The organism is Maribacter halichondriae, assembly GCF_027474825.1.
In the GTDB taxonomy this organism is placed as follows: Bacteria; Bacteroidota; Bacteroidia; order Flavobacteriales; family Flavobacteriaceae; genus Meishania; species Meishania halichondriae.
The window spans coordinates 331,927-352,923 of sequence record NZ_CP107030.1 but is presented as its reverse complement, the minus strand read 5'-3'; the positions used below and the strand labels follow the sequence as shown (position 1 = coordinate 352,923).

General features: G+C 37.8%; 17 protein-coding genes. 14 read left to right on the top strand and 3 right to left on the bottom strand.

Features of this window, described 5'->3' with window-relative positions; translation table 11 throughout:
• The first annotated feature begins 301 nt into the window (after positions 1-301).
• From N8A86_RS01620 to N8A86_RS01585, 8 genes are all read left to right on the top strand, one after another.
• On the top strand, positions 302-1,582 hold the full coding sequence (locus tag N8A86_RS01620; RefSeq protein WP_273567483.1) for a metal-dependent hydrolase family protein: 1,281 nt from the start codon (positions 302-304) through the stop codon (positions 1,580-1,582).
• 215 nt (positions 1,583-1,797) lie between these two features.
• The gene (locus N8A86_RS01615) at positions 1,798-2,826 is read left to right on the top strand and encodes a serine hydrolase domain-containing protein (RefSeq protein ID WP_337251795.1); all 1,029 of its coding nucleotides are present in this window, start codon (positions 1,798-1,800) and stop codon (positions 2,824-2,826) included.
• A gap of 146 nt (positions 2,827-2,972) precedes the next feature.
• Positions 2,973-4,373 (top strand): sodium:solute symporter family protein, encoded by a 1,401-nt coding sequence (locus N8A86_RS01610; protein ID WP_273567482.1) that lies wholly within the window; start codon positions 2,973-2,975, stop codon positions 4,371-4,373.
• 61 nt (positions 4,374-4,434) lie between these two features.
• Positions 4,435-4,896 carry a hypothetical protein gene (locus N8A86_RS01605; protein ID WP_273567481.1) on the top strand — a complete coding sequence of 154 codons (462 nt, stop codon included), beginning with the start codon at positions 4,435-4,437 and terminating at the stop codon, positions 4,894-4,896.
• 48 nt (positions 4,897-4,944) lie between these two features.
• Positions 4,945-5,439 (top strand): DUF3237 domain-containing protein, encoded by a 495-nt coding sequence (locus N8A86_RS01600; RefSeq protein WP_273567480.1) that lies wholly within the window; start codon positions 4,945-4,947, stop codon positions 5,437-5,439.
• Between the two features lie 3 nt (positions 5,440-5,442).
• Positions 5,443-6,342 (top strand): MBL fold metallo-hydrolase, encoded by a 900-nt coding sequence (locus N8A86_RS01595; RefSeq protein ID WP_273567479.1) that lies wholly within the window; start codon positions 5,443-5,445, stop codon positions 6,340-6,342.
• 86 nt (positions 6,343-6,428) lie between these two features.
• The gene (locus tag N8A86_RS01590) at positions 6,429-7,142 is read left to right on the top strand and encodes an FG-GAP-like repeat-containing protein (RefSeq protein WP_273567478.1); all 714 of its coding nucleotides are present in this window, start codon (positions 6,429-6,431) and stop codon (positions 7,140-7,142) included.
• Positions 7,100-7,990, top strand: coding sequence for an FG-GAP repeat domain-containing protein (locus N8A86_RS01585; RefSeq protein ID WP_273567477.1), 891 nt, complete (start codon positions 7,100-7,102; stop codon positions 7,988-7,990). The genes N8A86_RS01590 and N8A86_RS01585 overlap by 43 nt, the downstream gene beginning before the upstream one ends.
• A gap of 487 nt (positions 7,991-8,477) precedes the next feature.
• Here the strand turns inward: N8A86_RS01585 and N8A86_RS01580 are convergent, their stop codons facing one another.
• Positions 8,478-9,815 (bottom strand): hypothetical protein, encoded by a 1,338-nt coding sequence (locus N8A86_RS01580; protein ID WP_273567476.1) that lies wholly within the window; start codon positions 9,813-9,815, stop codon positions 8,478-8,480.
• 303 nt (positions 9,816-10,118) lie between these two features.
• Here N8A86_RS01580 and N8A86_RS01575 point away from each other — a divergent pair, with 303 nt between their 5' ends.
• The 4 genes from N8A86_RS01575 (at position 10,119) to N8A86_RS01560 (ending at position 14,859) form a co-directional block, all read left to right on the top strand.
• Positions 10,119-12,314, top strand: coding sequence for a tetratricopeptide repeat protein (locus tag N8A86_RS01575; RefSeq protein ID WP_273567475.1), 2,196 nt, complete (start codon positions 10,119-10,121; stop codon positions 12,312-12,314).
• Entirely contained in the window at positions 12,311-12,571 is a 261-nt protein-coding gene (locus N8A86_RS01570; RefSeq protein ID WP_273567474.1) for a LytR/AlgR family response regulator transcription factor, read from the top strand. Before N8A86_RS01575 ends, N8A86_RS01570 begins: the two co-directional genes overlap by 4 nt.
• Positions 12,505-13,047 (top strand): LytR/AlgR family response regulator transcription factor, encoded by a 543-nt coding sequence (locus N8A86_RS01565; RefSeq protein ID WP_273567473.1) that lies wholly within the window; start codon positions 12,505-12,507, stop codon positions 13,045-13,047. The genes N8A86_RS01570 and N8A86_RS01565 overlap by 67 nt, the downstream gene beginning before the upstream one ends.
• 366 nt (positions 13,048-13,413) lie before the next feature.
• Positions 13,414-14,859 carry a hypothetical protein gene (locus N8A86_RS01560; RefSeq protein ID WP_273567472.1) on the top strand — a complete coding sequence of 482 codons (1,446 nt, stop codon included), beginning with the start codon at positions 13,414-13,416 and terminating at the stop codon, positions 14,857-14,859.
• Between the two features lie 234 nt (positions 14,860-15,093).
• Here N8A86_RS01560 and N8A86_RS01555 read toward each other — a convergent pair whose 3' ends face one another.
• Both N8A86_RS01555 and N8A86_RS01550 read right to left on the bottom strand, forming a co-directional pair.
• Positions 15,094-15,348 carry a TonB-dependent receptor plug domain-containing protein gene (locus N8A86_RS01555; RefSeq protein ID WP_273567471.1) on the bottom strand — a complete coding sequence of 85 codons (255 nt, stop codon included), beginning with the start codon at positions 15,346-15,348 and terminating at the stop codon, positions 15,094-15,096.
• The gene (locus N8A86_RS01550) at positions 15,336-15,752 is read right to left on the bottom strand and encodes a hypothetical protein (protein WP_273567470.1); all 417 of its coding nucleotides are present in this window, start codon (positions 15,750-15,752) and stop codon (positions 15,336-15,338) included. The genes N8A86_RS01555 and N8A86_RS01550 overlap by 13 nt, the downstream gene beginning before the upstream one ends.
• A 174-nt stretch (positions 15,753-15,926) precedes the next feature.
• Between N8A86_RS01550 and N8A86_RS01545 the strand changes: the two genes are divergently transcribed.
• Together N8A86_RS01545 and N8A86_RS01540 are read left to right on the top strand one after the other, a co-directional pair.
• Entirely contained in the window at positions 15,927-17,147 is a 1,221-nt protein-coding gene (locus tag N8A86_RS01545) for a cytochrome c3 family protein (protein WP_273567469.1), read from the top strand.
• Between the two features lie 630 nt (positions 17,148-17,777).
• The gene (locus N8A86_RS01540; RefSeq protein ID WP_273567468.1) at positions 17,778-20,984 is read left to right on the top strand and encodes a SusC/RagA family TonB-linked outer membrane protein; all 3,207 of its coding nucleotides are present in this window, start codon (positions 17,778-17,780) and stop codon (positions 20,982-20,984) included.
• Positions 20,985-20,997 lie beyond the last annotated feature (13 nt).

Genomic DNA, 20,997 nt, shown 5'->3' with positions numbered 1-20,997 from the left:
CAGTTAATGAATTGCTTAATCAAAGAAAATTTAGGAACATACTAAAATCCCAAAAAAGGATTTATGAAGGTTATATTTCTGTAAATGAAAAGGTAACCCAACTAGCTCATGACCTAAAGTCGGCGATATCGTCTCAATTGAAGAAATAGCGCAAAAAAGGTATGTTGTGCATGGAAAAAATTTGGTTACATTTAAAATCTCCCCCAGCATACATAACAAACTCAGAACTGAGTCGTATCTAATATTCGATAGGGCAACGAGCCATGAAAGAACGTCTTAACTCCATCCTAAACTATTAAAAATGAAAATTGTATCGGTAGTAGCACTTCTAGTACTAATGTTTTCAACGGTACTTCGTTCCCAAGATAAAACGGCCATCATTTGTGGCAAGCTTATCACCGCTGAAGACGATAGGGTGTATACCGATAGGGTAGTCGTCGTTCAGGGCGAAAAAATCGTGGAGATTGGCACCAAGGACATTATAAAGTCCGACTACAAGATAATAGACCTAACGGGATACACTATACTTCCTGGATTAATAGATGCGCACGTGCATCCTTTGATATATGGTGACGACTACCAAGTAAATCACTTAAAGGGATCATCCGCATTTAATGCGTTAAGGGGTCTAAAAACAGTGCAAAATTGGCTTAAAGAAGGTTGGACTTCCATACGGATAGCCGGTGATGCCGATACCCAATATGCTCATTTCGAAATCAGGGATGCCATAAACGCCGGTCTTTTCGACGGTCCTAGAATCTATGGGGCAGGGCATTATTTATCCGTAACCGGCGGGGGTGGTGATATCAATTTTATCGCGCCTGAACAAACTGTTATTGCCGAGGGACTGGTTGTTGATGGCAAGGATGAAATTCAAAAGGCCATAAGAGAGGAAATAAAATATGGAAGCGACTGGATCAAGATTCTCGTAACAGGAGCTTTTATGTCTGAAGGGGATAATCCGCAAAACGTCCAATTCAGTGATGAGGAATTAACTGCTGCCATTGAGGAAGCAACAAGAAGGGGGGTTCCCGTTATGGCCCATGCACATGCCACGGAGGGCATCAATAAAGCGATAAAATTTGGGGTGCGCTCCATCGAGCACGGCACCTTCTTGAATGAAGAAAGTATCGAGCTTTTTTTAGAACATGATGTTTTTCTGATCCCTACTGTTTATGTAGGTGAATACGGACTAGAAACTTTTAAAGACAGTAAGGCGCAGTCTAAAATGTATGAATTGACGAAAAAATACCGCGAAGGCTATTGGAAGATGTATAAAAAGGCTATTGCCAACGGTGTAAAAATAGGTGTAGGTTCCGACAATATCGGATTCCCGCCCAATTTTGCAGCCAAAGAATTCCAGGCACTTGTCGAACTCGGAATGTCACCTTTACAGGCAATACGAGCCGGTACCATGGTGAATGCCGAGTTGCTTATGAAGGAAGACGAAATTGGAAGTATAAAGGTCGGTAAAATCGCAGATCTTATAGCCACAAAGAAAAATCCAATTGATGACATTTCCGAATTGACTCGGGTGAAATTCGTAATGAAAGGTGGGAAAATCGTAAAAACAATCGAATAGAAAATGTAAAAGCTAAGTTGCATAGAGCACGTTGAAAAAGTGCCATATACTTATCGTTACAAGTCATTTGAAAAACAAAATATGAATTACATCAAAGCAATTAGCATTTTCTTATTTGTATCTCTTATTACTTCATGCAATAACAAAGAAAAAAAGTAGTAAATAATGAAGGTGCTGAAAAAACAGAACTTAATAAGGAGGTCACGAATCCAGCAATAGAAGCATTTATTAATAAGATGGTTAACGATGAGCATTTTAAAGGCGTTGTTCTTGCAGCCGTAAACAATGATGTCATTCATGCCAAAGGCTATGGGATGGCTAATGACACAATTAAAAACAATGTCAATATTAAGTTTCATGTGGCTTCGATAACCAAACAATTTACGGCGGCTGCAATAATGCAACTAGTAGAGCAGAATAAAATAAATCTGGAAGAATCCATCAATAATTTTCTACCTGCTCAATATCGTTCCGATAATTGGGATAGTGTTACCGTTCATCATCTATTATCCCATACAAGTGGTATTGAAGATTATGCAGTAGTTCGAGATTATTATGAAGTTGAGAAGGGATTCTGTTTAGGAGCAACTGTAGATGGAATGATAAAGGAAGCGATGTCTAAGGAATTAAATTTTCCGCCAGGTTCGCAGTTTTCCTATTCCAACATAGGATATACGCTACTCGGAGAGATCATTCAAAATAGAACGGGAGAACCATATCACCGTTACTTAAAGGAAAACATTCTTGAGCTATTAGAAATGCATTCTTCTTTTATTCATACAACCGACTATGCAGCCTCAAATGATGAAGCTATCGGATATCGATGGGACGATGGGCAGAATAAACACGTACTTGACGACATCGTTAGTTTACCCGTTACCGAGCCGGATGGCAACTTAGTGACAACGTTAAATGATTTTCTAAAATGGACAAACATCTATGTTGAAAATGAGCAGCCAATACTCCAGAAGGAATCTTTAAAAAAAATGTCCACATCTTATATAGAATCAGATGAGGTGGGACCATCGGGCAAGTTGGATAGTTATGGTTATGGCCTTTTTCTTTCCAAAGAACTAATAAGCCATACGGGCTACATTGTTGGCTTTAGAAGCCATTTTATGGTAAATCCGAAGGAGAATATAAGAGTATTTGTGTTTAGCAACAATGTGTCTATGAGCCCAAAAAAGGTTTCTAATGGAATTTATGAAATCATTTCCGATAACCAGAGTGATAAAAAAGAATAACAATCAGTACCAATGAATATGAATTCATTTACCAAACCTTAGCCTTTGGTATCCTTGCTGGCCTCCTTCGACGAAGTAGCTCGGCTATGAAGACCGAAAAGCCCCGAGTAGAAAATATGACCAACCAATAACCACTGATTTTTAGTATGACCAACAACCAAATAATTATTATTCTCTTTGGAATTTTATATTTCGCTTTTATCATTTACACAAGAAGGAAGGGAGATTTTGAAGAATATTCCGTAGCCAATAGAGGTTTAGGCAGTTTTGTGATCTTCGCTTCAATCTGTGCCTCTTATCTAGGGCCCGGATGGACTTTGGGATTGACACGTAATGGATTCAACAATGGAATGTTTATGGCATTCATAGCACCTATTATGGGAATTGCCATAATAATTTTTGCGCTGTTTTTGGCCCCAAAAATTCGCAGGAAATTTACTAATTGCTACTCTATTGGTGATATTGTCGGAGGTCAACTTTCCCACAATCATCCCGTGGTTATCATCATGGCAGGAACAATGGTGCTATTATCACTCTCAGCATTGGTGGTGGCTATGAGTTATGCCGGCGGGGAATTGATCAACAATGTTTTTGGTTTTTCAAAATTTTGGTCAATATTCATCATTACCACCATAGTTATGTTGTATTCCTTATTTGGAGGTATACGAGCGACCATCCAAACCGATGTTATTCAATTTCTTCATTTTGCAATTCTTATTCCGATTTTAGCTGTACTTATCGTTATTAACGATGGTTTTTCGTGGGAAAATTATAATCAGCTTGCAATGGAGCAAACTCAAGTCGCTTTTGAAGGAAGTAGTGTATCGGTAATTTTTGGTCTTTTTTTGGTTTTCTTTACGATCTCCGGATATGACACACCCATTGTCAGTAGATATTTGGCATCAAAAAATGATAACGTAGCTAAAAGTGCTACCTTATGGTCGGGTATTTTTATTTTCGTCTGGACGGTATTGATGATTTTTATTGGCACTACAGGAGCGTATTTGTATCCTGAAATGGCCAATAATGACCAAGTATTACTTCACATTGCACAAAATCATTTTCCGGGCATTCTATACGGTATTTTTATTATCGCCATGATTGGGGTTGTGATGTCATCACAAGACACGTTTTTGAACAACGCAGGCGTAAGTTTCGCTCAAGACATCTTGCCACGTATCGTGCCATCTGTCTCTAACAAAAAGAAGTTATTTTACTCAAAAGCCTATACGGTTTTTATCGCATTGGTTGCCATAGTGGTCGCCAACTTTGTTGACTCTGCATTGGAAGTTGCCTTGATTATTTTGGATTATTATGCGAATGTGATGCTTGCGGTTACGGTTTTTTCCATTGTAAAAAAGAAGCATTACTGGCAATCAGCGGTTTTATCCATGGCCGCTGGGTTTTTATTAAAGTTAGGGTGGGATTACTTTGGGAGCGAAGAGATTCCGTCAATTTTCATTGGGATTTCATCCAGCTTTTGTGCCTATTTAGTAACGGACTTTTATTTTGATCAAAAAACTAAAAAGAGTAAGAACAAAAAGTAAATGTGGATTATGATTCCCATTCCATAAAGTGATTCAAACTTTTTTAATTGGCTAAAAAATTATGAGACAAATACTAATAATGATATGGATAATGATAAGTTTCGGGGGCTTATCTCAAAATAAAAACGATTCTAACGAAATTAAGGTCAAAAAAGTAGTTACTCAATTTTTTGAGGCACTCAATAAACAAGACACTACACTTTACAAAAATATAGTACTTCTTGATGGTCAAATATGGTCGATAAACAATACCATGAAATCAAGTAACATATCAATGAGGTTTTTTCGTGACGATATTTTAACTTTTAATCCAGCTGAGATTTGGGAGGAAATACCCTTGAGTTTTGATATAAAAATACATAACGGAATTGCAATGGCTTGGGTTCCTTACCAATTTAGAGTCAATGGAAAATTCACCCATTGTGGTATAGATATATTTACGCTTACCGAAACGAAAATGGGTTGGAAAATAATCAACACAGCCTATACAAAATATTTGGAAGGATGTGATCAACTTAAATAGTAAAGCCCAATTAACACCGCCGCAATCTAAGCAACAAAAATAGCGAATATGAAAAAATACAAATCGACAGTCATTAATTTTATTTTCTTGAATCTATTTTTTATTCAAGCCGTACCAGCGCAAAAGAGCGAACTTGAATATGAGTTTCTTTACGAAATTGAAGCGACTTTAGATTCGACCATTGTTTTAGGAAAAACATCGCTAGGTAATCGAATGATTCATCCTGTAACCGGTGGTTCTTTCGAAGGTCCAAAAATTAAAGGAGAAGTTTTACCAATTGGGGCCGATTGGGCACTTTCTTTCGATTCTGGAATAAAGAAATTAGACGTTGATATTGTTCTAAAAACTGATGATGATGCGCTTATTTATGTGACGTATACAGGGTTTATTTATCCTAAGGAGGATGGAAGTCTCTATTTTAGGGTTGTTCCAATTTTTGAGACAAGTTCAGAAAAATATTATTGGCTAAATCACACGATAGCGGTTGGAATAGGAAGACGTATAGAAGGTGGGGTTGCCTACACCGTTTATGCAATTAAATAACATATGAAAACAAATACCTTTTTAGCACTGTCAGTACTTATCCTGATTTGGTCATGCAAACCTGCGGTAGAAGAAATAGTGGACCTAGATGTTCAAAATTGGATTTATGGTTCCGAAAATTGCAATGAGAATATAGACCCGCCAATTCAGGTGGTTAAGTACAACAGTACTACTTGGATTTTGCGTCAAAACAAGTGCACCAATTACGAAGCGCCTTTTATGTTTCTGTTTTTAGGTAAAGAGAAAGCATTGTTAATGGATACGGGGGCGACCGAAGAAGCTGACATCTTTCCGCTTTATACAACAGTAAAAGAAATCATTGATGATTGGTCCGAAAAGAATGGCAAAGTTGAATTAGTGGTTGCCCATACGCATAAGCACGGTGACCATTACGCCGCCGATGGTCAATTTAAGGGAAAACCAAATACAATGGTCGTAGGTCTTGAAGTCGAAGATTTAAAAAAGACATTCAATATTGCAAATTGGCCCGAAGAAATTGTGGATTTTGACCTTGGCGATCGAATAATGAACATAATACCAATTCCTGGACATCAGGCCTCTTCTATTGCCATTTATGACCCTATTACAAAAATACTATTGACGGGAGACTCCTTTTATCCCGGAAGGCTGTATGTTAAAGATTGGGGCGCTTTTAAGCAAAGCATACAACGTCTTGTTGAATTCACAACGAAGAATGAAATCTCATATATTCTTGGCAACCATATAGAAATGACCCGGACTGCCGGTGTGGATTATCCTATGGAAACGATGTATCAACCCGAAGAACATCCGCTTCCTTTAAGCATCGACCAATTAAATGAACTTGCCATGGCACTTACAGCATTGGGAGACACACCAACAAGAGAAGTTCATGACAGCTTTATAATATATCCTATAGATTAAAAAATGCATTGTTCTTAATTCACTAAATGCGTCATGCGTCGAAACCATATCAAATACCTGTGATTGACCTAACAACCAAACCTACTATGACAAAATCAATTTCAATACTGCTTATCGGAATATTGCTATTGGCTTGTACGGATAAAATGAACAAGGATATTCCGGCAGATAAAAATACCGAATATAGACTTTGGGAGGACAAAACGGAGACCTATCTTCCTATTACCCGTGAATGGACAAATAGAGTTGAAGTCGCCGATATAAATGGCGATAAAATGATCGACCTACTTTTTGCAAATGGAGGAAATTATTCCTCACCAGGGGAACCGGAATTCAGTCGAATTTTTGTCAATCAAGGAGCGGATAAAAAATTCAAGGAAGTTACCGACCAAGTTTTTTCTGATTCCAAATTCCTGTCCAGGGTCATAAAAGTCCGTGATATTAACTCAGATTCCATACCAGACATTATTCTTGGAACCACCTACCAGACACAAAGCCAATTATACGTAGGTCTTGGAAACGGAAAATTTAAAAATGTTACTTCCACCCAATTGCCACAAATAAATGGAAGTGTAGGCGATATAGAATTAGGTGATGTAGATGATGATGGTGATTTGGATATGGTGCTATCGGACTGGGGAGCTGGCTCTAATATGAATAATTCAGGAGGAAGAACAATGCTTTGGGTAAACGATGGCAAAGGATATTTTACCGACCTAACTCAAACACAAATGCCTGAAATCTTGATCCAATTTTCATGGGATTTGGAGTTTTTGATTTTGACAATGATTTTGATTTAGACATCGCTATTTCTTGCAAGCGATGTGCTACAAGTAGAATTTATGTAAATAACGGAAAAGGTTACTTTAAGGATAAAAGGCTTTTACCGGCATATACCAACAACTACGATTTGGAAATAATGGATGTTAATGGGGATGGTTTTCTAGACCTGCTCACTATTAATGATGGCGATATTGTAAATAAAGCGCCCGATTCAAGAAGGGAACATATATTTTTAAATGACAGTGCAAAAACATTTATCGATGCCACGGATATGCTTTGGCCAGATTCAGAAAATATTGGGATGGACGATAATAATATCGTTTTTCTAGATTATGATTCTGATGGTGATGCCGACTTTTTAATAAGTTCCTTAACCGGTGAGGATCGACTCTTAGAAAATGACGGCACTGGAAAATTCAAGCTTATCCAGCCAGTACTTAAAGGAAATGCTACCCCACTTACGTTGTCTATGATATTAGGAGATATAGACAACGACAAAAAAATGGATATCATTATGGGGCAGGGAGAAGGTGAGGAAGGAATAGAAGAACGAATTTTTATGGGAAAAAACATCAAGATGGATAGCGCAATACCTATTATTTCACACATCCAAACCTATGAAAATAAAGAAAACGGAAGCATAATCGTAAAAGCGAGAATCCACGATAACAAGAGCCCGAATATGCCGCAAGATTGGGATTCAGTGAAATTAATTCTGGATGAAAAATCCAAACCAATTTCAATGACTTGGTATGGAGAAAACTTATGGGTCGCTAGCTTTTCAAGTACTTTAGAGCTGAATAATATTAAAATATGCGCCACGGATTATAGTGGAAATAAAGCATGCGCAAAAGTAAAACAATAAGAAAGGTAGCTATGCCATGAAAAGCTCTTGCTCCATAAAACGAACTTTTTATGTGACAATATTTTAATTTGAGCACAACACTTGGTAGGCATATATACTAAACATGATTGCACGATGGTAATCTTGGACTATTATAACATTTGATGATATCGATTTTCTTTGTAATTTTATCTTGTAAATAACACACAATCAATACGTTCTGAAGTTACTTATAAATCGAGTGTCCATAAAGGGATTTGATTTTGGCTAAGCACCATTAAAATACTGAAAATCAAATATTTGCAATAGGGTCGGCAATCCTGCCACCCCGACTTAAAACCAGTTAATTTATGAGCTGGTTTTTTTGTTTTTAGCAATAAAAAAAACGGTTTCTCATCATAATGCCTAAAAAACCAAACAAAATAAATAAGTCTTCTTAAAAGAATTTGACCATTATGATGTTGAGTCATAACGGCCAAATTATATGCCTCAAATAATCCAATAAGACTTATGGTTTAAATTCAAACCACTCTTGAACAGGATTATAATTTGTTGTAGTGCCATCGCCGAAAATGCTTCCGGTATAGATGTCATACCCATCACCCTGGGTAAATAATCTTGTAGAAATAAAAGAAATATTGGCAAAATCCAAATCTGGAAAGTCTACCAATGGCATTTCTCCAATCGAAGGAATTTCGTCGGTTGGCCCATAAACTATCCAATCTATTTTATAAGAGTCCGTTGGCATACCTCCTCCCCATCTCGAAGCATTAGTAATTGGGCTGGCCGTGCTTGTAAAATCATAAGTGGTAAACATAGTATCGTTTAGGGTAACCGTTGCCGTAGGAAACACAACGTCACCATTAGCGATAGGGCTTCCCTTTTTACTGTAGTTATAACTAAAGTTCGGATTGCCCATAGAAATGTTCGTTTCGTAATCTTGGTAGGCATTTAAATAACCCACACTAAAAGAGGAACTAGTACCTGCGACATAATTAGGGTTCGGAGTCGATGTCCAATATAGTTGGAAACGTGAATTGGTAAACGCATTCAAGGCCGATACGCCGTAACTAAAATTATTTAAAGTACTATTGACGGGAACAGCAATAACTTGATCAAAGGCAGAAAACTGGGTACTGCCATCGAGTGTAATAGTAGCGCCATCGGTCAAACCATTAATCAAAGAATACGTTGGGACCCAATTGCCGTCTATTACGGTCATCAAATAATCAGTGGTTTGTTTATACGTGAAACCATTAATGTCGATAATGTTTGGATCAAACCCCGGGTTAAAAGCCGCATATTGGCTCAACTCGGATGGAGGGGAATAATCTTGAGTGTTCGTTAAGGAGTATGAATTCCAAGCGGTTACGTTGTTTACGGTAATGTCAACTTGACCCAAATCTGTTAAAGGTGTGCTAGCTGCAAATCCACTTAATGTCCAAGTTCTTCCAGGTTGTATTTTTCCAAAAGATTGTAGGTTATAACTTAATTTGTTACCGAAGTCATTCACCCTTAATTTGGTTACCGTCATATTCGCCAAGTTGACTGTATCTAGAGCTTCCAAAACTACCGTATTTCCATTTTGTAAGGGAACATAATTATACAGATCGCCGTTTTCGCGGTGTACCAAGATCCAATCTTCTGAAGGAATGGTATTTGTATTGTAGTCATTATCTACAATAACGGTTAAATAAGTTACCAATAAAGGTTGTGCAGGTGGTGTTGGTTCCTCTTCCGGTGGACCTGGAGTTATGGCAATTATATTGTTTTCAGGTTCTTCAGTAGAACATGCGAATATAAGAGCGATGCATGCAATTGATAATAATTTACGTACTGTTTTCATAAATGATTTGATTATGTTGTTTATACCGTAGTATTAACAGGCAGAAGAGTAGGAAATTGTAGAGAATATATATATGGCTCTAAAGAATAAATAAGCGTAGAACTTGAATGGTTATTCGCTGAATAAATATTTAATACTTTATTCAAAACATCCTACTTTGGGCAGATATATACTTTTGAATTTCAACCAAAATGTATAGGAGTCCTTTTTTATTGATAAACTTGCTATAAAAGTTTAGAACCCAAAGATCTAAATCAACTCTTTTTTGGGGAATGATATGATTATAAATAGCAACTTCGCTTTATGAATTTCAAGGATAAAACCATCTTATCTATTGTATGTTTACTATTTTTTACGATAGGCATGCAATCGCAAAATACTGTTATAGATAGTTTGAAAGATGAACTATCACTTTATACAAAAAAAGATACGATTCGGGTAAATATTCTAAACGATTTGGCCTACGCCTATTATCAAAAAGATAGTCTTAAAACGCAAACCTATTTAGAAGAATCTGAGGCACTGGCAAATAAGCTAAATTTTACAAAAGGAAGAGCTAAAAGTTTATATGTAAAAGGTGTAACTCAAGCGGCTCAATCAAATTTCGATAAGGGCTTTCAGTATTTTAACGAAGCACTGCGATTGTACAATACGATAAATTTTAAAATTGGTATCGTTGAATGCTACAATGCAATAGGCATACTCTTTTATGATAAAGGAGATCAGAGGCTGGCAATAGAGTATTATGAAAAATCAATAAGAATTAATGAAGAGATAGATGATAAGAAAAACATTGCAATTAATTCGAATAATATAGGAAAGGCTTATTCAAATCTGGGTAATTACGAGGAAGCACTTAAATACCACCGAAAAGCGCTGAAAATCAGTAAAGAGTCGGGTGATGAAAAAACAATGTCAAGCAGCTTTAACAACATGGGAACAATTTATAGTGATCAAGGAAATTATCCACTTGCTTTGGAGTATTACAACCAAAGTTTGGCCATTGATGAAAAATTTGGAGATACTTTAGGGATATCAAAATCACTAAATAATTTAGGTATTATTTATAAAAATTTACAGAACTATGATAAAGCAATAGCGTCTTATGAGCGGGCTTTAAAAATTCATAAAAAGAATGATGACAAAAAAAGTACGACAGAAACTCTAAATAACTTGGGTAATGTTCATAAGAGAAAAGAAAACTATAAAATAGCCCTTGATTTTCTTGAAGAAGCACTAGAAATAAGTAAAGAAATCAAGAATAAAATTTACATAGGCACTATTTTAAATAATATTGGAGATGTTCATTTACAACTAAAAGATGATGCAGTTGCATTCGAATATTTTGAAAAAGCAAAGAAGATAAACTTGGAAGCTGATAACCCTCGTGCTTTGTGTAATTCTTATTTAGGGGTTGCAAAAATATATACAAATAAAGAAGAGTACGATAAAGCCCTAACGAATGCTTTAAAGAGTAAAGAACTCTCCGGTAAACTCCAACTTTTAAACTATCAAACAGAGGTGTTCGAATTGCTTTCGGACATTTATAAAAACAAAGGAGATTACAAAAGGGCACTTACAAGTCACCAACAATTCAAAATACTGAACGACAGCCTTTTCAACAAAGAAAATATAGAGAAAATTACACAGTTAGAATATGAATACAAATATAAACAGGCATTGGATTCTGCCAGTATCAGGGAGTTAAAGCTAACTAAAGAGGTAAGTTCCATCAATACCAATTTAGAGAAGTCACAACGTAATATATTCTTAACCATAATTGCTTTTCTTTTAACAGCCATAATTCTAGGAGGAATAATCTTCTTTTTAAAATTGAGAAATATAAAAGAGAAGAATCAGAATATATCGATTGAGCAAAAGCTGTTACGCTCGCAAATGACCCCGCATTTTATTTTCAATTCACTATCGGTATTGCAAGGAATGATCTTGAATAATGAAGGGAATAAATCAGTTCTATACTTATCCAAATTTTCGAAATTACTTCGAACTTCCTTGGAGAACTCAAGACAAGTTTTGGTTTCGTTATCTGAAGAACTTTCGGCCATCGACAATTATATAGAGCTTCAAAACCTTGCTGTAAACCCCCCAGTTACATATCATTTGGAAATAAATCCCACCATAGATAGAACTATTTTTAAAATTCCGCCAATGCTTATTCAACCATTTGTTGAAAATGCCATTGAACACGCGTTTACCTCTAAAAAAGAGGATAAGGAAATTAGGGTACAAATATCGTTCGAAGACAAAAAAATCATCTGTAATATAACTGATAACGGAATAGGTATCAACAAGAGGAAATTGAAAACAAAAAAGAACAAGAACTCTTTGGCTACCGCCATAACCTCGGAACGTTTGAAAATGCTCTCCAAAGAATTTAGAGTACAAAGTTCCGTCAGTGTTGCGGATAGGGCATCATTTGGTGAGCAGGGAACCTTGGTTACTTTGGTAATTCCGTATAAAATCGATTCCATAAAATGAAAGTATTACTGGTAGAGGATAAAGAACCGATAAGAAAAGGTTTGTTGCGTTTATTGGAGTTGATAGATGTAGCGATAACCGTGGTGGGTGAATGTGAGTCAGTTAAAGAGGCGCTAATTGTGGCTAAAGCCTGCAAACCCGATTTGGTTTTTTTGGATATTAATTTAACCGATGGTACCGGTTTTGATTTTTGGAACAGACCGAAAACCTTACTTTCAAAGTTATATTTATTACGGCTTATGAAGAATATGCCCTAAAAGCCCTAAAAGCGGGTGCTGTGGATTATCTGATGAAACCTGTGGATGTAGAAGAGCTTAAATTGGCACTTCAAAAGATTTCCAATTTGACCGTTACCGAGCAAAAGCAAAACATTAGAACAGCAAGAGCAGCATGGAAGAACGACGACGCCACATTGATATTATCCCTTCATGATAGCTTTCAAGTCATCGATTTAAACGGATTATTATATTGTGAATCTGATAAAGGGTATACGACTTTTTATTGTAGTGATGGTAAAAATCATCTCGTGTCTAAAACCCTAAAGGAATTTGAAGAACGTTTGGTCTTGGCCAATTTCATTCGTCCGCACCAGTCATTTATGGTCAATATGAAGTTTATAGACAAGTATGATAAATCTGGGATGATTCATTTAAAAGATGGGAAAAAGATTCCTGTTTCTTCTCGTAAAAAAGAACACTTTGTTTCCGCCTTTCTGAATAAGAACAGTGATTAAATGCTGTTTTTATCTAATTAAAAAGCAATTTCTTCCAATTCCCTCAATGCGTATATGGCGTGAAGTTTTGCGCTTATGCGCTGTAAAGTTCCACAAATAAATCGGCCGTTTCCAACTGCACTAGAGCCGCACAATCTGGCGTTCTAAGGATGGAAAAAATAGAGACAATCCAACACTCGTTATCGATTCTATTGTGTTTCCAAAAAAAATGGCGTCGTGGTTAAAACAGAATAATCAATAAATCTAAAACCAGAACATGGCGGCACGACCTTTAGGTTCTCCAATGCTTTAAACGGTGAACCAATAAAAACGAATTATTAAAATAAACACGAACCTACATATCTAAAATTAATAAAATTAAATACCATGAAAAAAACATTGAAAGTAACCTACGTATTGACACTTACCTTAGTACTCACAACTTTTGGTTGTAATAACGATGATGAAGGGTCTATTAATGAAGTAATCGTAAATGATGAAATAAGTGTCCAGAATTTAAATGTCACTATTGATGAAAACCCAACCAATGGCCAAACTATTGGTATGGTAGAAACTGAAGGTGGCGGCGTCTTAAGTTTCAGTATAGCATCTCAAACACCAACAGGAGCTTTAAGCATAAATTCAATTACAGGAGAATTAACCGTTGCGGATGTGACTTTGTTCGACCATGAAGTAAATCCTGTTCTTACCGCAATTATTGCCGTTGCCGGTGCCGAAAATTCAGGAACGGTTACCATAAACCTTAATGACCTCAATGAAATAGGGGTTCAAGACTTAACTGTCGCAATCGATGAAAACCCAATGAATGGACAAAATTTGGGGACGGTACAAGTGGATGGAAACGGACCTTTAAGTTTTAGTATCGAAACTCAAACACCAGCGGGAGCAATAAGTATAGATGAAAGCACAGGAGAGTTGACTGTAGCTGATGCGACGTTATTCGACTATGAAACCAATCCCATTATCATTGCAACGATTTCGGTTGATGATGCAGAAAGCCCAGCCACAGCTACAATTAACCTCACTAACTTAAATGAGGTAACGCTACAAGATGCGGTGGAATCCATTGATGAAAATCCTACCAACGGGCAAATTGTAGGAACCGTACAAACCAGTGAAGGAGTAGGCGTAAACTTCAATATAACCTCTCAATCTCCGGCAGGTGCTTTAAATATAGATGCAAATTCAGGTGAGCTAAGTGTTGCGGATGCCGCTTTGTTCGACTTTGAAACAAATGCAACAATTACTGCGACGATTACAGCAGATGGAGCTATAAATCCGGCAACGGTGATAATTGACGTAAATAACATAGATGAGATTGGAGATTTTAACTACGGAGGTGTAATTTTTTGGCTTGATGGAAATGGTGGCGGATTAGTTTGTGACATTGTCGACCAAGTCAATCCCACCCCTAATCAAGGAATAGGCTGGAGTATTGGTACAAATACCAATACTGGAGCTACCGGGCAAAACATAGGTACAGGACAGGCAAATACAACAGCAATTATAAATAACCATGGAGCTGGCGTATATGCAGCAGCTTTATGTGATAATTCAACTTCAGCTGGTTATTCTGATTGGTATTTACCTTCATTGTTCGAACTATCTGAAATTTACCTCAATTTGGCAACCGTTAACAATACATCTCTAGCAAATGGAGGAACAGAGATTATATTTTTTTATTACTGGAGTTCTACCGAGGTAAATACGGATCAAGCTAGAATTATGGTAAACAATGGAGGTGTTGCCTCTCAGGTTAAGAATAATTCGGGTGCCTTTGTGCGAGCAATAAGAACTTTTACAAATATATAGGACAATAACTTTTTTTGCCAAGTAACCTTATGGGAATTTGATTTGCATAGGAAAACCTAAATACCGAAATCACTTACTTGCAGCGGTATATGATATGCTACTATCCCTACAAATTAAATCCGATCACTTTTGTGATCGGATTTAGTTGTTTTCAACCATCTTATTGAGAACATTATCTTCTGGCAAATGATAAAACAAAGCCTGTTTCAAAGGAAAATTCGTACTACTGACCCTTTAGTTTTTCATTTTTATTACAATTACGCCATTAGCGCCACGAGCGCCATAGATCGAAGCGTTTTCATCACGAATAACCCGTACAGAGGCAACTTCCCTAGGAAGAATATATTCCAACGAACCCACCACAGTGCCATCGACAATCAAAAGTGGTTCTTGGCCAGAGTTCACAGAGTTTATAGCATTTCCGCGCAAACGAATGGTCGTACCACTAACTTGTGCTCCTGGCACTTCGGCCCCAATTAACTGATACATATCCAAGTATTTGCTGTAGTCTTTGGGTTCCTTTTTTTTCTGATTTTTTTCTTTGTCTTAAAACCCATATCTGCTAGTTTCTCTTCAGACATAACGTCTCCGTTTGCGGGAAAAACAATTGAGATTTCTTCATTGCCATTGTAGGCAACCGTTTGGACCCCATACTTCCATGAATAGGCAGATACGAGCTCCTCACCAGGCTTCAAACCAATTTTAAATTGCCCTTTTTTGTCGGTTTTGATTTTGGTTTTCATTGAATCCAAATAAATAACCGCCTTTTTTATGGGTTCCTGATTTGCATTCAATACCGTGCCTTTGACCCAAGTGATTTTTGATTCGGTCTTTTGACCTAAAAGAGAATATGAGCATAGTAAAAAGACAACAAATTTTAATGAAAGTCGCATAAAGAAGTTTAAGTTTTTATTAAAGATATAAAATTTAAATTCATTGGTTTTGAAAAATAAATTTTTTAAAAAGTGATAGAATAGAAAGATTAGTAGAATACTAATTGCCCAATCTTTGAACAGAAACTATTTAAAACCTAACTTTGAATCCATCTAAAGCAAGACTCCTTGATTTTGAAAAAAAAGGGCATCCGCAACATCATTCTTTTTCTAGTTGGAATAACAGTGGCGTCTTTTGTGTGGCATTGTAAAAACCGGACAACCGAATCGGACTATTTTACACCAAAGGTTTTGGCAACTCATGCTACTGGAGGAAATTATGTAGGGTCCGAGACTTGTATGGAATGTCACGCCGATATTTATGAGACCCATATAGGTACGGCACATTATAATACCTCGGCAGTTGCAAGTTCTGAAAGTATCAAGGGTAGTTTTGATACGGACTCGAACACGATTGAACTCCAGGATGCCAGACTCACACTACATTCCGAAGATGGGGCGTTCTTCCAAAAATCCGATTTTAAATATGGTACGCACGGCCAAGCCAAGGAAGTTACTTCAAAGCTGGACGTTGTTATCGGCTCTGGCGTAAAAGGGCAATCTTATCTCAGTTGGGAAGACGACCGGTTATTTCAGTTGCAGGCATCCTACTACACACCGATCGATAATTGGGTCAACGCTCCCGGTTTTCCGGTGACCAGTTTTAAAAGGCCCATTACCGATGCCTGTCTAAAGTGTCATGTTACCTTTGCCAAGAACCATGACCCCGTTGGAAATAGTAATCAATTTGTTAAAGATCAATTGTTTTTGGGTATTGATTGTGAAAGATGTCATGGCCCTTTAGAAAAACATGTGTTATATCAAAGAGGTAATCCTTCCGTTGAAACCCCAGAACATATCATAAAAATTGATAGCCTTTCTAGGCAACAGCGATTGGATATATGTGCCCAGTGCCATTCCGGACTTCGAAATCGTCAAATCAAGGGAAATCCCTTTGACTTTCTGCCCGGGGAGCATCTCGATGAATATTCAAAGAACTATAACTCGGGCCGACCCAAAGAGAAACTTGATGTGCACGGTAATCAGTATGGCCTCTTAACAAGCAGCCAATGCTTTATCAAGTCACCGGATATGGACTGTACCACCTGTCATAATCCTCATAAGAACCAGAGAGGTGATATGGCATCTTTCAATAAAATATGTATGGAATGCCATGCGTCGATTACCAAAGGTTGCACAAATGAAAATACAACAATGACCACAGGTATGAACAACGATTGTATCGCGTGCCATATGCCTTTGTCACCATCATCTACCATGCAGGTGCAACTCAACACAGATAGTTTGGCGGAACCTGTCTATATTAGAACACATCTGATAGACATTTATGAATGAAACTTCCTTCTTCTTCAGCTTCTCTAGAGGAGGGGACTTCTAAGGTTCAAAATACTTAGTATTATATAAGTCCTAAGTCGATTAGTTTATAATCGCTTCAAGCAATAATCGACCATATATCAATAATTTTCAAAAAGGTTTCGGCCGGGTTCTCAGGTTGGGTTTGTTATTTGTTTATCGGTATTTTCTAAAAGGAATTCAAGAAGAATATAATACATCGTTTTCGTAAAATTGTCATGAAATGCGGTAAATATGTTATTTCTGGTACTCGAATTAGACTATTATGAATTAAATCAAGGTTAATTTTTGAGATGAATTTTTTTCGCCTCTTGTTTTTAATAATCTGTATCTCAACATTTTATATTTTTATTTTGTACGAAAAAACATCGGACTATCACAATGTCTGGTTCTAAGGAACCCTAATCATGAGACGTATGACCTTGTATGATTGAAATTTATTTTTACCTTTAACTTTATATTAAGAGGCTTGCCATGCTTAAATTTGGCAAATCCCTAAGTGAAAATTCATGAGTTAAGGATAGAATTCATGATTTTCAAACTCAAAAATTTAATAGTAATTATCAATCATTTATTTAAATCAAAATTAACTAACTTAAAAATCAACTATCTATGAAGATTACGCTTTTGAAAAGTATGTTGCTTGTCGGAACTCTTTTTTGTTTCGCATTTGCAAATGCTCAGTCGGTGTCCGGTACGGTCAGTGACGAGACGGGTCCCTTGCCGGGGGCAACTATCCTAGTTAAAGGAACAACGAATGGTACCCAGACAGATTTCGATGGTAACTATACCATAGAGGTCGATTCGGATGCCACTTTGGTCTTTAGTTATATCGGATTCAGCACCCAAGAGATTGCGGTCGATGGGCAGACCACTATCGATGTAACGATGATCGAAGATGCCAGTAAATTGGACGAGGTTGTTGTAACGGGATATGGTAGTCAGGCCAAAAAGGATTTGACCGGTTCTGTTACGGTAGTCGATACTGAAGAATTATTGGCGATACCCGCAACTACCTTTTCCCAACAATTACAGGGTAGGGCAGCCGGTGTGAACATTGTGAACGATGCGAGACCCGGTGGTGAGGCCACAGTACGTATTCGTGGTTTCGGTACCTTGGGTAATAACGACCCGCTCTACATTATAGACGGGGTACCATCGCAATCGCAAGGAAACTTTAACCCTAATGATATTGAATCGCTACAAGTATTGAAAGATGCCTCGGCGGCCTCTATCTATGGTTCACGTGCGGCGAACGGGGTTATCATTATTACGACCAAAAAAGGTAAGTTAGGGAAACCGAACATTACCTACAATACCTTTTATGGAACTCAAAGTGCCGAGAAGGATGTAGAGGCATTGAATGCCGTAGATTTAGGTAGATACCTATATTTGGCAGATATTTATGCTGGGGTAGCACCAAATCATGGTCAATACACTTTTGGCCCTAGTGATGTGATCCTACCGGATTTTGTATTTCCTAGTGGTGCTTTTGAAGGCGATCCTGCCGCAGATCCAGGTCTTTATGCTTTGGAAGAGGGTAATATTTATGCAATTACCCGCGCCGCCGATACCAATTGGTGGGAAGAAATTACCCGCTCGGCACCGATTATGAGTCATAACATTTCTGCTTCCGGTGCAACAGAAAGTGCTCGGTATGCCTTTAGTTTGAACTATTTTGAACAAGAATCGTTCATAAAGTTCTTCGAATATAACAGGGTTTCCTTACGTGCAAATACGGAATTCAAGGCTATCAACAATCGTCTGACGATCGGAGAGAATTTTACGGCCTCCTTTGACAATCGAAAAGGTTTTGTTAATAATGATGATGAACAAGGCCCGGTGCAAGGTTCGTATAAGCATCATCCTCTATTGCCCATCTATGATATTGCGGGTAACTTTGCCGGTAGTCGAGGTGCGAATTTAGGGAACAACTTTAACCCCTTTGCGCGTCTTTCAAGAGATCAAGATGACCGAAATTTTCGATTACGTTTGTTGGGTAATGTCTATGCCGACTACGAAATTATACCGGGTCTGAATATTCGTTCCAGCTTTGGTCTCGATGGTCGGGTGCAAAGGGAACGCGATTTAGGGCGACCTCAGCCTGAATATGTCGAGGGTAATTTTATCAATAGTTCCAATGCTCGTGAACAATACGAATATCAGTGGACTTGGACGAATACGTTAAGCTATAACAAGACGTTCAACGATGTACATAATTTCAAAGCCTATCTAGGTGTGGAGTCTATCCAACTCTTTGAAGAGCGTTTCGGGGCTTCAAGACAACGCTTCAAATTTGAAACGACCAATATTCTAAGTTATATTAGCCAAGGGGATCAAACGACCGCTGGAAATTATGGTTTTGTGCAACAAGATTATTCATTGTGGTCGCAGTTCGGTAGGATTGATTACGATTATGATGGTCGATATTTGTTACAGCTTACCTTGCGGAATGATTCTTCTTCGAGGTTCCAACAAGCGGCTCGTAGTGCCGTATTCCCCGCTTTCAGTGTAGGTTGGAGGGTTTCCGACGAGAAATTTATGGAGGATGTCGATTGGATGAATAACTTGATGGTGCGTTATGGATGGGGGCAAACCGGTAACCAACAAATTGGTGACTATAATGCCTTCACAACATATCGATCTGATATCACGACAGGAGGATATCCTATTGATGGTTCAACCGCTGCTCCTCAAATAGGTTTTTCTACTCAGTCATTTGGTAACCCGAATGCCAAGTGGGAGACTACTACCCAGGGTAACTTCGGTCTTGATATGGTCATGTTGGATAACAAGTTGAATTTCGCATTTGATATCTACACCCGTGTCACCGATGACATGTTGATTCAGGTGCCTGTTACGTATACGGCCGGTCAAGCGAACGAGCCCTCTTTTAACGTGGGTAAAATGACCAATAAAGGTTTCGATATATCCTTAGGGTATAGCGACAAGAAAGGTGATTTCGGCTATAGCATTAATGGTAATATTTCGCAGTATAAGAACGAGGTGAACGAATTGGTTGGCGAGGACACCCGAATCTTTGGTCAAAGCCGAAGGATACCGGCCCTATCGTTAACACAAGAAGGCTCTCCTATATCGTCTTTCTATGGATTTCAGAACCTAGGGCTGTTTCAGTCACAGGCCGAAGCCGATGCATGGGCTCCTTACGGCGTTTATAATGCGCCTGGTAAATTCCGCGTAGCGGATATCAACAATGATGGGGTCATCAATGATGATGACCGTACCATCATCGGTAGTCCACACCCGGATTTTACCTATGGCATCAATATCGATTTGAGCTACAAGAATTTGGCTCTCAATATTTTTGGTAATGGGTCACAAGGAAACGACGTATTTAACTATACACGTTATTTTGCTGATTTCAATACCTTTCAAGGCAACAAGTCACAAAGAGCGTTATTTGATGCATGGCAACCTACCGATATCAATGCGGATCCGAGCACTTGGGTAGCAAGAAATCCTGGGGCGACGACGCCTATTATGGACCGTAACGATGCTGTTAGTAGCCGACCCTCTTCTTATTTTATCGAAGATGCCAGTTTCTTTCGTCTTAAAAACGTGCAGTTGACGTATTCCTTTGGCGAGCAGATACTAGAATCCGTTGGTGGTATTGCCAATGCCCAGATTTATTTTCAAGCGCAGAATTTAGCTACCTTTACTAAATATACGGGCTTGAACCCTGAAGTACAATTATCGAATACCGATGATGCTCGAAGAAACCAGACTTTAGGTTATGATGGTGGAGGATTGCCGGTAGCGCGTACCTTCAGTCTGGGATTAAACGTAACTTTAAAATAATTTAAAAATGCTA